This is a genomic window from Hymenobacter amundsenii (genome assembly GCF_002204745.1).
Lineage (GTDB): Bacteria > Bacteroidota > Bacteroidia > Cytophagales > Hymenobacteraceae > Hymenobacter > Hymenobacter amundsenii.
In genome coordinates, this window is sequence record NZ_NIRR01000022.1 from 62,349 (window position 1) to 74,215 (window position 11,867).

Annotated in this window: 13 protein-coding genes; 10 read left to right on the top strand and 3 right to left on the bottom strand. The window is 59.5% G+C overall.

What is annotated here, in order from left to right; genetic code table 11:
• Positions 1-71 precede the first annotated feature (71 nt).
• The 5 genes from CDA63_RS13400 to rsgA all read left to right on the top strand — a co-directional run bounded on the left by CDA63_RS13400 (position 72) and on the right by rsgA (position 4,739).
• On the top strand, positions 72-851 hold the full coding sequence (locus CDA63_RS13400) for an enoyl-CoA hydratase-related protein (RefSeq protein ID WP_088464970.1): 780 nt from the start codon (positions 72-74) through the stop codon (positions 849-851).
• Between the two features lie 120 nt (positions 852-971).
• A complete protein-coding gene (locus tag CDA63_RS13405) occupies positions 972-1,460 on the top strand; it encodes a Fur family transcriptional regulator (RefSeq protein ID WP_088464971.1) in 489 nt (162 codons plus the stop codon).
• Positions 1,461-1,556: 96 nt separating this feature from the next.
• Positions 1,557-2,120 (top strand): peroxiredoxin, encoded by a 564-nt coding sequence (locus CDA63_RS13410; RefSeq protein WP_088464972.1) that lies wholly within the window; start codon positions 1,557-1,559, stop codon positions 2,118-2,120.
• Between the two features lie 256 nt (positions 2,121-2,376).
• Positions 2,377-3,645, top strand: coding sequence for a 3-deoxy-D-manno-octulosonic acid transferase (locus tag CDA63_RS13415; RefSeq protein ID WP_088464973.1), 1,269 nt, complete (start codon positions 2,377-2,379; stop codon positions 3,643-3,645).
• Between the two features lie 167 nt (positions 3,646-3,812).
• On the top strand, positions 3,813-4,739 hold the full coding sequence (gene rsgA / locus CDA63_RS13420) for a ribosome small subunit-dependent GTPase A (RefSeq protein ID WP_088464974.1): 927 nt from the start codon (positions 3,813-3,815) through the stop codon (positions 4,737-4,739).
• A 232-nt stretch (positions 4,740-4,971) separates the two neighbouring features.
• On the opposite strand, the gene CDA63_RS13425 is transcribed toward rsgA, so the two are convergent.
• Positions 4,972-5,619 carry a fasciclin domain-containing protein gene (locus CDA63_RS13425; RefSeq protein WP_199797532.1) on the bottom strand — a complete coding sequence of 216 codons (648 nt, stop codon included), beginning with the start codon at positions 5,617-5,619 and terminating at the stop codon, positions 4,972-4,974.
• 204 nt (positions 5,620-5,823) lie between these two features.
• Here CDA63_RS13425 and CDA63_RS13430 point away from each other — a divergent pair, with 204 nt between their 5' ends.
• Together CDA63_RS13430 and CDA63_RS20525 are read left to right on the top strand one after the other, a co-directional pair.
• Entirely contained in the window at positions 5,824-6,285 is a 462-nt protein-coding gene (locus CDA63_RS13430) for a peptidylprolyl isomerase (protein WP_088464975.1), read from the top strand.
• Positions 6,286-6,442: 157 nt separating this feature from the next.
• On the top strand, positions 6,443-6,703 hold the full coding sequence (locus CDA63_RS20525) for a hypothetical protein (RefSeq protein ID WP_126546869.1): 261 nt from the start codon (positions 6,443-6,445) through the stop codon (positions 6,701-6,703).
• 88 nt (positions 6,704-6,791) lie between these two features.
• On the opposite strand, the gene CDA63_RS13435 is transcribed toward CDA63_RS20525, so the two are convergent.
• On the bottom strand, positions 6,792-8,327 hold the full coding sequence (locus tag CDA63_RS13435) for a sigma 54-interacting transcriptional regulator (RefSeq protein ID WP_088464976.1): 1,536 nt from the start codon (positions 8,325-8,327) through the stop codon (positions 6,792-6,794).
• Between the two features lie 289 nt (positions 8,328-8,616).
• On the opposite strand from CDA63_RS13435, the gene CDA63_RS13440 reads away from it, so the two are divergent.
• Positions 8,617-9,369 (top strand): DUF4386 domain-containing protein, encoded by a 753-nt coding sequence (locus tag CDA63_RS13440; protein WP_088464977.1) that lies wholly within the window; start codon positions 8,617-8,619, stop codon positions 9,367-9,369.
• A 24-nt stretch (positions 9,370-9,393) separates the two neighbouring features.
• Here CDA63_RS13440 and CDA63_RS13445 read toward each other — a convergent pair whose 3' ends face one another.
• The gene (locus tag CDA63_RS13445; protein WP_088464978.1) at positions 9,394-10,503 is read right to left on the bottom strand and encodes a vWA domain-containing protein; all 1,110 of its coding nucleotides are present in this window, start codon (positions 10,501-10,503) and stop codon (positions 9,394-9,396) included.
• 156 nt (positions 10,504-10,659) lie between these two features.
• On the opposite strand from CDA63_RS13445, the gene CDA63_RS13450 reads away from it, so the two are divergent.
• Positions 10,660-10,941, top strand: a complete 282-nt coding sequence (locus CDA63_RS13450) for a DUF427 domain-containing protein (protein ID WP_088464979.1) — start codon at positions 10,660-10,662, stop codon at positions 10,939-10,941.
• 242 nt (positions 10,942-11,183) lie between these two features.
• Entirely contained in the window at positions 11,184-11,798 is a 615-nt protein-coding gene (locus CDA63_RS13455) for a hypothetical protein (protein WP_088464980.1), read from the top strand.
• Positions 11,799-11,867: the final 69 nt, after the last annotated feature.

Genomic DNA, 11,867 nt, shown 5'->3' on the forward strand with positions numbered 1-11,867 from the left:
TTCAGATCGAAGCGAAGAATGACGTTCTTTGTTGTTTCAGCCCCCCAGTTCCCCAGCCCACTCAACCCTCTATGACGCCCGAATTCATTCTCGTAACGCCCCAGGCCCGGCCCCGGGTAGCCCTCATCCAACTCAACCGGCCCAAGGAGCTCAACGCCCTCAACCTGCAGCTTATGCAGGAAGTCGCCGCCGCCCTCCGCCAACTCGACCAGGACCCCGAGGTGCGGGCTATTGTGCTGGCGGGCAGTGAGCGGGCATTCGCCGCCGGCGCCGACATCAAGCAAATGGCCGGCCGCACGGCTATTGATATGCTGCTCATCGACCAGTTCACCATCTGGGACAGCATCCGGCGCACCACCAAGCCGCTGATTGCCGCCGTGTCGGGCTTTGCGCTGGGTGGGGGCTGCGAGTTGGCCATGACCTGCGACATGATTGTGGCCTCGGAAACGGCCCAGTTCGGGCAGCCCGAAATCCGCATTGGCACCATGCCGGGCGCGGGCGGCACCCAGCGCCTGACGCGAGCCATCGGCAAGGCCCGGGCCATGGAAATGGTGCTCACCGGCCAGTCGATTTCGGCCGCTGAGGCCGCCCAGCACGGCCTTGTGAACCGGGTGGTGCCGGTGGGCCAGTTTCTGGAAGAGGCCTTCCGCCTGGCCGGCAGCGTTGCCCAGATGTCGCCGGTGGCGGCCCGGCTGGCCAAGGAATCAGTAAACCGCGCCTTCGAAACGCACCTGGATGAGGGACTGCACTTCGAGCGTAAGAACTTCTACCTCACTTTTGCCTCCGACGACCAGAAGGAAGGCATGGCGGCCTTTGTGGAGAAGCGCCCGGCCGACTTTAAGGGACGGTAGCAGCCAGCTGGCCAGCGCTGCTGTTGCGGCCGCTGCGGCGCTGGCCTTTTTCTATGGCAGGAAACATTTTTTTCTGCCACGGGCTTAATGGTTTATCTTTGCGGAGAATAATTCTTAGCTGTGTCCCTGCCTTCTGCTCATCACCATCCGGCCCCTACCGCCAGCCACCTGCCCCAGCAACTGGCGCAGGCGGGCTTGCGGGCTACCCGCCAGCGGGTGCTTATTCTGGAAAGCCTGCTGGTGCTGCCCGGCCACCCCACGGCTGAGCAGGTCCACCAGCATGTGCGGGCGCAGGTGGAGTCTATTTCGCTGGGCACCATCTACAAAACCCTCGACTCGTTTGTGGCCGCCGGCCTGACGCGGCGGGTGGCCTCGGCCGAGGGCTCGGCCCGGCGCTATGATGCCGACTGCACCGAGCACCACCACTTGTTCTGCACTGACACCCAGGAGATAATCGACTATTGCGACCCGCAGCTCGATGCCCTGATCCGCGACTTTTTCGCCGCCCGGGGCCTGCCCGACTTTCAGCCCCACTCCTTTTCGCTCCACGTGAAGGGTAACCGCCTGACGGGGGCCGCAACGGCTGCCTCGGAGGATTCGGCCACTTAAGTCGGCGGGCAGGAACCAGGCCCCTACCCCAGCAACGTATCGGGCCCGGCGGCGTATAGCACATCCTTTGTTCTACTTCGCTTTCCCTTTCCTTATATGGCAGTTCTAGTTGGCAAACGTGCTCCTTCTTTCAAGGCTATTGCCGTGGTCGATGGTCAGTTCGAAGAGGAGTTCTCCCTCGACCGGTATCTGGGTAAGAAACACGTCATCTTTTTCTTTTACCCCGCTGATTTCTCTTCCCTGTGCCCCACCGAAATTTTGGCTTTTCAGGACCGGCTGGCCGATTTTGAGAGCCGGGGCGTGGCCATTGTGGGTTGCTCGACCGATACGCACTATGCCCACCTGGCCTGGCTGCACACGCCCCGGGCCATCGGCGGCATCGAGGGCACTACGTATCCGCTGGTGGCCGACGACACCAAAACCATTGCCTCCAACTACGACGTGCTCGGTGGCCACTACGACTACAACGAGGCCGGCGAAATGACCTTCATCGGTTCGCCTCAGGCTTACCGCGGCCTGTTCCTGATTGACAAGGATGGCATTGTGCGCCACCAGGTAGTGAACGACCGCGCCCTCGCGCGTAACATCGACGAAGCCCTGCGCATGGTAGAGGCTTTCCAGTACTTCGAAGAAAACGGGGAAATCTGCCCCACTACCTAACGGGCGCCAGCAAGTTGGGGGGGGGTTAAGGAGTAGTCGACCTTCTGACCGCTCCTTTTTTCGACTTTCCAAGCGCTGGCCTTCTTGCACTTCAGACTTCGCGAAAGCCTCTGCCCGACCAGGTGGGGGCTTTTTGCCCGATAGTGGGGGGAAGCACGTACTTTTGTGCCTAACCACTCCGCCTGGGCTGGGTTTCGCTGCAGGTGCCTACTGTTGCGCCCGCACCCACCCACCCGCTTGCTACCCCGACTACACCTTGTACTTTTTATATTCTGTTGGCCTGCACTTTTACGCGCTGCTGCTCCGGCTGCTAGCCCCCGCCATGCCCAAAGCCGCCCGCTGGACGGCTGGCCGGCAGGGGTTACTGGGCCGCATCGAGGCGGCGCTGCGCGATGAAACCGCGCCGCTGGTCTGGTTTCACTGCGCTTCGCTGGGCGAGTTCGAGCAGGGCCGGCCGTTGATGGAAGCCTACCTGGCCGAGTACCCCGGCCACAAGCTGGTGCTCACGTTCTTCTCGCCCTCGGGCTATGAAGTGCGCCACAACTGGCCCGGGGCCGCCTACGTCTTCTACCTGCCCCTCGACACGGCCGCCAACGCCCGGGCCTTCCTCGATGCCGTGCGGCCCGAGTTAGCGGTATTCGTTAAGTACGAGTTCTGGCATTACTTCCTCACCGAACTACAACAGCGGCAGATTCCGGCCATCTGCGTATCGGCCATTTTTCGGCCCGATCAGGTGTTCTTTCAGCCCTGGGGCGGTTTTTTCCGGCGGATACTCGGTTCCTTCACGCATATCTTCACCCAGAATCAAGCCTCGGCCGACCTGTTGCGCGGGGCTGGCCTCACGCGCGTGAGCGTGGCCGGCGACACCCGTTTCGATACAGTAGTGCACACGGCCTCAGGTGCGCCCCGCCCCCTGCCCCTGGTAGAGGCCTTCACCGACGACTGGTGCCCGGTGCTGATTGTGGGCAGCAGTTGGGCCGAAGACATCACGGTGCTCACGCCCCTGCTGGAGCACTACCAGCAGGAGCTGCGCTTCATTATAGCCCCCCACGAAATCAACGAGTCCAACCTGCGCGGAGTGGAAGCCGCGCTGCCGGGCCGGGTGGTACGCTACTCGCAGGCCGAGGCCGGTAGCATCGAGCAGGCCCGGGTACTGCTCATCGACAACGTGGGCCTGCTGAGTCACCTCTACCGGTTCGGGCATTTCGCCTATGTGGGGGGGGCTTTTGGCAAGGGGCTGCACAACACGCTGGAGGCCGCGGCTTTTGGGCTGCCACTGTTTTTCGGGCCGACTTACCACAAATTCCAGGAAGCCCAAGACCTCGTGGCGCTGGGCTGCGCCTTTCCCGTTAGCTCGGCGCAGGAGCTACTGCAAGTATTCGGCGGCCTTTACCACCGCGAGGAGGCCCGCTTACGGGTGCAGGACGCGAGCCTCGATTACGTGCACGACCACAGCGGAGCTACCCGCAAAATCATGCGCTGGATAGCGGCGAACGGGCGAATGAGTGACTCGGCAAATGAGTGAGCTGTTCGGTTATTCTTTGGCTGAGGACTGTTTGCGGAAGCCCTAGCCAACAGCCCAAGTGCTTGGCCCGAACCCTGCGCGCTGCGGACGCCCTCTACAAGATAACCGTGTCCCCCCCCTTTTACTTCACTTATTCGCCGAGTCACCCATTCACTTATTGACCACCCATGACCGGAATTATTGTCAGATCTACAGGCTCGTGGTACGTAGTGCGCGAAGTGAGTACGGGGCAAATGCACCACTGCCGGCTGCGGGGCAAGTTCAAGAACCAGGGCCTGAAGGTGAGCAACCCGCTAGCGGTGGGCGACCAAGTGGAGTTTACCGTGGAGGAGCAAACTGAGGGCGCAGGCGTTATCCACCACATTGCGCCCCGCCGCAACTACATCATCCGCCGCTCGGTGCACAAAACCGAACATGCCCACATTGTGGCCGCCAACCTCGACCAAGCCCTGCTGGTGGTGACGTTGGCCTCGCCGGCCACCTCGTTCGGCTTCATCGACCGGTTTCTGGTAACGGCCGAAGCCTACCACATTCCCGTCACGCTGCTCTTCAACAAAACCGACCTCTACGACGCAGATTTAGCCGAGTACCAAGACCAGATTCTGCACATGTACGGCCGCCTGGGTTACCCCGGCCTGCGCTGCTCGGCCCAAAACGGCGAGGGCCTGCCCGATATTGATGGCCTGCTCGACGGCAAGGTGTCGCTGCTCTCGGGCCACTCGGGCGTAGGCAAGAGCACGCTCATAAACGCCCTGGTGCCCGACCTCGACCTGAAGACGGCCGAAATCAGCCAGTTCTCCGACAAGGGCGTGCACACGACCACCTATGCCGAGATGCTGGAAGTGCGCCCTGGCACCTACCTCATCGACACGCCCGGCATCAAGGAGCTAGGCCTCGTGGATATGAAGGCTGGCGAGCTGGCCCACTACTTCCCCGAAATGCGCGCCCTGCTGGGCCAGTGCCGCTACCACAACTGCCAGCACCTGCACGAGCCCGGCTGCGCCGTGCGCGAAGCCGTGGACAAAGGCCGCATTGCCCTGCCCCGCTACGACAGCTACCTGAGCATGCAACAGGCCGAAGACAACCGAAAGTGAGGAAGGAAACGGCATTCCGCTTATCAAACAACAGCGCGAAATGGTGCCTCTTCCTGACATTTTACTCCGAAGCTGTTTAGAAAGTCAAAAGAGCGTCATACTTCGGCTGCGCGGACGCCAGATGAAGCATAACGTTGTGATTGACTCCGGCTGCTTTCTGAGCAGCTTCACCTGAAAACAAGAAACCCCGGTCGCTTGAGCGCCAGGGTTTCTTGTTTTCAGGTGAAGCTGCTTACTTCTCCAGGGGCAGGATAACCGTGTCGATGACGTGGGTAACGCCGTTGCTGGAAATAACGTCGGCAACCTGTACGGTAGCGGGGGCATCTTTGCCGTTACCGACCATTACTACGCCGTCCTTGATCGTTACTTTCAGCTTTTCGCCGTTGACGGTGGTTAGCTCCTGGCCGTCTTTCAGGTCCTGGGCTACGAGGCGGCCCTGGATAACGTGGTAGGTGAGCACCGCCGCGAGCTTGTCCTTGCTTTCGGGCTTGAGCAGGCCGGCTACTGCGCCGTTGGGCAGCTTGTCGAAGGCGGCGTTGGTAGGGGCGAATACCGTGAACGGGCCGGGGCCGCTGAGCGTACCATCGAGGCCGGCGGCCTGTACGGCTTTCACCAGCGTGGTCACGCTCGAAGCCATTACAGCATTCTGCACGATGTTATTGGTAGGCAACATGGCTACGCCATCGACCATTACGCCTTCGGGCTTGCCCATGCGGGCATCGTCGGCCATCATGGCCGTGGTGTCACCCATGGGGGTATCCATCGAATCGACGCTGGCGTCGGCCTTTTCGGTGTTGCTGTCGCCGCAGGCAGTGAGGCCGAGGCTAAGCGTGCCAGCGGCCAGCAGGGCCAGTGTAGAGGAGCGCAGGAATTGATGCATGGTGAGCGGGAATAGGTTGGGAAACAGTGAAAGAATAAAAAAAGAGCGGCTCCGCCCACGGCGGAGTTATCAGGCTTACGAACCATTAGCCTATCCGGATGTTTAGCTGCTGGCAAAACCGCTACCTTTGCCCAACCCGCAACCCAGGACAAGCGCGGGCGTATGGCCCCTTAAAGCACTCTTTTTACTCTTTTCAAATTGACTATGAAAACTGCCGAAATCCACACCAGCAAGGGAGTTATGAAGGTTGAGTTCTACGAGCAGGACGCTCCGAAAACTGTTAAGAACTTCACCGACCTAGCCGAAAAAGGCTTCTACGACGGCCTCAAGTTTCACCGCGTAATTCCCAACTTCGTGATTCAGGGCGGCTGCCCCAATTCGCGCGACGGCGCCAAAGGCAGCCCCGGCACCGGCGGCCCGGGCTACAAAATCGACTGCGAACTAAACGGCGACCACCAATACCACGAGCGCGGCGCCCTGAGCATGGCCCACGCCGGCCGCAACACCGGCGGCTCGCAGTTCTTCATCGTGCACTCGCGCGACAATACCGCCCACCTCGACCGCAACCATACCGTATTCGGCAAAGTAGTAGAGGGCCTCGACATCATTGAGCAGATCAAGGCCAACGACGAAATCGAGAAAATCGTTGTGAGCGAGCAGGCTTAATTCTTCTGCCCGCTCTTCGCATTCGCCCCCATCGGCTTCGGCTGGTGGGGGCTTTTCGTTGGCTGGTTACCATGCTACGGCGCAACTCGTCGGTAAGTGCCGCGTAAGAATAGGTATAGCAGCTCCTTCTCGGAGCCATGCTTCACATTCCCTTTTTATGAAAAAGTCCAACCATACCCGTTCATTCCTGTCACTCACTCTCGGTGCTACCCTGCTGCTTAGCAGTGGCTGCGCCGCTTTCCGGTCCGACATGGACTCCAGTAACCCCGTTATTGCCGCCCAGGCCCAGCGCATCAGCGACCTGCGCAACCAAATCAGCGACCAAGACCGACTGGTGGAAACCGAGAAAGCCAAGCTCAAATCCTTGGAGTACCAGCTCAAGAGCGCCGAACAGGAGCTCAAGGCCCGCAAGCTGTAATTGCGGTATTTGCTTGAATAGGAAGAGGCCCACCAGAGTAATCTGGCGGGCCTCTTCGCGTTTGGCGGGTCAGCTACGGCAGCAGCGGTTAGCGGCGGCGGCCGCGCTGGGGCTTTTCCTCTTCGTCGTCCTCATCCTCGTCGTCATCTTCGCCGAAGCTGGGCATCGTGAACATGCTGCTGAGCAGGTCTTTGAACTGGGCACCAGCGGTGAGGCGGTTGCGCGAAATCAGGCTGTACTCACTCAGGCCGTGGAGCAGGAACTCCATCAGGAAGTAGGTAGCCTCGGCGTCCTCGTTGGGGTGCAGTTCCGTCACGATGTCGCGCAGGCCGGGCACCTGGTCGAGGGCGGTGCGATAGTCCTTGGTGCTCAGGTCGTGGAGCAGGTCGACGGTGTGGCCGCTGCCGAACCACTCCTGCACCGTTTTGTAGGGCGAGGGGCGGCCTTTGAGTTTCTTGGCCTTGTCGGGGTCGGGGAAGTAGTTCAGGAACAGCGTGCGGATAGCCTTACCCATGAGCTTCTCGGCCACGATGCCGGCTCCCTCCTGCTCGCCTTCGTACACCAACTCCACCTTGCCCGTTACGGCCGGCACGGCGGTAATAAAATCGCTCACGCGCACGTAGGTGGTCTTTTCGCCATTCACCAGCGCCCGGCGCTCGGCCCCGGCTACCACCTGCTCGAAAGCCGAGATGGTGAGGCGGGCCGACACGCCCGACTTGGCATCGACGAACTCGGAACCCCGGGCTTCAATGGCCACCTGCTCCACGAGGTCGGCGATGATGTCGTTGGTCGTCACCATGCCCCGCTGCTCGTCCTTGATGCGGGCTTCCTGCTGGGTGATGCGCTTGCCGATTTCGATGGACTTCGGGTAGTGCGTGATAATCTGGGCGTCAATCCGGTCCTTGAGGGGCGTCACGATAGAGCCGCGGTTGGTATAGTCCTCGGGGTTGGCCGTAAACACGAACTGCAGATCCAGCGGTAGACGCACCTTGAAGCCGCGAATCTGGATGTCGCCTTCCTGCAAAATATTGAACAGCGACACCTGAATGCGCGCCTGCAAGTCGGGCAACTCGTTGATCACGAAAATGCCCCGGTGTGCCCTTGGAATCAGACCGAAGTGAATCACGCGCTCATCCGAGTAGGGCAGCTTGAGCGTGGCCGCCTTAATAGGGTCGGCGTCGCCGATGAGGTCGGCCACCGACACATCGGGGGTGGCCAGCTTCTCGGTGTAGCGGTCGGCGCGGGGCAACCAGGCCACGGGCGTTTCGTCGCCATGCTCAGCAATGAGGTTCTTGGCAAACACGCTCAGCGGCTGCAACGGGTCGTCGTTGAGCTCCGAACCTTCCACCATCGGCACGTACTCATCGAGCAGGCCGATGAGCAGGCGGGCAATGCGGGTTTTGGCCTGGCCGCGCAAGCCCAGCAGGTTGATGTGGTGGCCAGCCAGAATAGCGCGCTGCAGCTCTGGAATCACGGTTTCCTCATAGCCAAAAATGCCAGGAAACACGTCTTCGCCGCTTTGCAGCTTCTTGATAAGGTTGTCGCGCAGCTCGGTTTTCACGGTGCGGGGTTGGTAGCCGCTGGCGCGTAGTTGGCCCAGGGTACGGATAGTTTCGTGGTTCATGCGGAGACGTAAAGGGAAATCGGTTTCCCGGCTTTATTAACCGGCAAAGGTGGACGGAGGTTCAGGGCAGGCCGGGGTAGCTGTAAAGATGGCCGGCCGGGGTTAAAAATGGCTGGGTTCCGGAACAGGAACTTCAACTAAAAGTATGGGTACGGGCAATTAAATAGATCATCAGGCAACGCTGGCCAGCTTACTTGCATCTGCCGCTATTCAACAGTGCTTTCCACCAGATACACCACTCTTGGCCAAGTCAACACCGAACTACTTCCAGGCCAGCCATACCAACCACATGACTATTCCTTCCGTCCAGACTTCGCCGCAGCTTTATGCCCGCCTTGGCGGAACGCTCTACCTGCTCATCATTCTGTTCGGAGCTTTTGCCGAAGGCTTCGTGAATAGCAAGCTGCTCGTGCCGGGCGACGTGGCAGCTACAGCGCGCCACATCCTGGCCTCGTCCGGGCTCTGGCACATCAGTACGGTAGGCAATCTGCTGGTGGTGCTGTGCGCCGTTCCTCTGCTCCGGATTGAGTACCTGCTGCTGCGCCCAGTGAGCAAATCCCTGGCCGTGCTGGCCGTCTTGCTCAATACGGTGTCGTTGGCGGTTGAAGCCATGAGCAAAGTGTTCCTGCTGCTGGTGATGCCGACGCTGGAAAACGCCGAGTATGGGCAGGCTCTCGGCTTCCAGGGCCAGGCGGTGCTAGCCGACCTGGCGCTAAAGTCGCACAGCGTTTCTTTCAACATTGCCCTTATCTTCTTTGGCGCTACCTGTCTGGTGAACGGCTATTTAATTTTCCGGTCGGGCTTCTTGCCAAGGCTGTTAGGCATTCTGCTGCAAGTGGCGGGCGGGTGTTATCTGGTGGGTTGTTTTGCGGCGCTCTTTGCCCCAGCGCTGGCCAACCACTTGCTGCCGGGCATTCTGCTGCCCTGTCTGATTGGAGAATCTGCCCTGTGCCTGTGGCTGCTGGTGAAGGGAGTGAACAGCACGCAGTGGCAGGCAGTCCTGTACCGGAACCAGCAGGCTCGCTCCCTGGCGCAGGTTTAGCGCCTTGCCGCTGGTGCCGGCACACTACATCGACTTGCGGCGGTTGCGCTTATAGTCCTCGAAAATCAGGTGGCCCAGGCCTTTAAGTGACGAATAGTAAGCCTTGCCCTGGTTGACTTCGGTGAACTCTTCCACGAAGCGCCGCAGGTACGGGTCGTCAGCAATCATGAAGGTGGTAATGGGCACCTTGAGGCGGCGGGCCGAGGCAGCCAGGTTCAGGGTTTTGTTGACCACTTTGCGGTCGAGCCCGAAGCTGTTTTTGTAGTAGCCACCGGGCTCCTTGAGGCAGGTGGGCTTGCCATCGGTAATCATGAAGATTTGCTTGTTGGACGTTTTGCGCTTACGCAGCAGGTCCAGGGCCAGCTCCAGGCCGGCCACCGTGTTGGTGTGGTAAGGGCCCACCTGCAGATAGGGCAGCTCTTTCACCTCAATCTGCCAAGCATCGTTACCGAACACGATAACGTCGAGGAAATCCTTGGGGTACTTCTGCTTCACGAGCTCGGCCAGGGCCATAGCCACCTTTTTGGCGGGCGTGATGCGGTCTTCGCCATACAGTATCATCGAGTGCGAAATGTCGATCATGAGCACCGTGCTGGTCTGGGTTTTGTGTTCGTTCTCACGCACTTCCAGGTCGCCCTCGGTCAGCATAAAATCGTCGCCAGCCCCGATACCGTGGTTGAGCTGGGCGTTGCGGATGCTCTCGGTCATCGAAATCTGGTCGAGCGAGTCGCCGAACCGGAATTCGCGCATGTCGGTGCTCTGCTCGTCGCCCTGGCCGGTGTGGGGGGTGCGGTGGTTGCCGGTGCCCGACTTTTTGAGCTTGCCGAAGATTTCTTCCAGCGCCGACTTGCGCAGGGTCTGCTCGCTCTTGGCCGTGATGTTGAACGAGCCCGGCTCCTGGGCGTTTTCGTCGATGTAGCCTTTCTTTTTAAGGTCCTCGATGAAGTCACCCATGCCGTAGCCGTCGTCGGTGAGGCCGTACTGCTTATCGAGCTCGTTGAGCCACGACAAAGCCTCACCAACGTCGCCGCTAGTGATGGTAATGAGTTGCATGAAAATCTTGAAAAGGGAGTCGAAGCCCTTCTCGGTGGTTTCTTCGGGCACGTAATCCCGGAATCGGAAGCCTGCGGACATAAGAGGGAGGAATTGAATGCTGAGAACAACCGGCGGGCCGTTTTAGTTGTGTGACTTGAATTGTTGGCTACCAGGCCAGCCGATTCGCTGGGGTTAGCTTAGTCTGCCTGGTCGGTTCAACAAACCTTAACGTTCATCTTGCTACATACTCCGCCCATGAAAGCTATCTGGAACAACATCGTCGTGGCCGAGAGCAACGACACCGTAGTGGTAGAAAACAACCACTACTTCCCCGCCGACTCCATCAAGCGGGAGTATTTCGAGGACAGCATTGCCCACACCAGTTGCCCCTGGAAGGGCCGGGCCAGCTATTATTCGTTGCGGGTTGAGGGAGAACTCAACAAGGATGCCGCCTGGTATTATCCCGAGCCCAAAGAAGCTGCTACCAACATAAAGGATAGCGTCGCGTTTTGGAAGGGTGTGCAGATAGTAGCCTAAGTCACCCGAAAAGTTGTTTTCCGCAACCAAACGCGCCTCGTTTTGGCCCCGCAATGGGCGAAGCGAGGCGGCGTTTGGTTGGTGATTATTGCAGCGTGCAAATTTCTTAATCCCTATATAATCCGAAAAATACAACTTAATCTTCCTACATTGCGTTAAAACCGTCCGAATCTCTCCCGGATTGCTCTTAGGTCTTGGCAGGTGTCAGGATTTTCTCAGCCTTTTCCCTAACCTCACTTTATATGCGTACTTCTTCCCTCTCCCGCTTGCTCTTCGCTACCGGCGTGGCAGCCGCTACCCTCACGGCCTGCGACTCTACCCGTCAGGTGGCTTCGGAGTCTTCGTCCAGCCCCCTGCCCTCTACGCCCGCCATTGATGAGGGAGATGTAAGCTTCAATCAAGAGGTTACCCAGGGCGACCGTCGCTTCGAGGTAAAAACGTTTGGCTCGCAGGATCCCCGGGTCGTGAGCATCCGTGTTTACAAGGGGCAGTCGCTCACGGCAGATCCATTGCGCACCTCAGTTGTGGGTGCCGTAACGGGTGTAAAGTCGGGTGACCTCAATGGCAACGGCCAGCCCGAGCTCTACGTGATGACCGACAATAGGAAGGCCAACGGTGGACTGTATGCGTTCGAGTTCAGCGATAATGGCTACAAGCCTATTTCGATGCCCGGCACACCAGCCGGCCAAGCTGGAATGGGCTACGATGGCCAGGACATGTACCAGATCAGCGGCAACAAGCTGATGCGCATGTTCCCGGTAACCGGCGACTCAGTTAAGACCAGCCGCACCGTAGAGTACACGCTCGACCCTTCCGGCCGCCTCATGATGGGCCAGTCGATGGATGCCCAGCGCTAAACTAAACACCTAACGCGTTAAAAGCAGAAGGCCCCGCAACAATTGTTGCGGGGCCTTCTGCTTTTAACG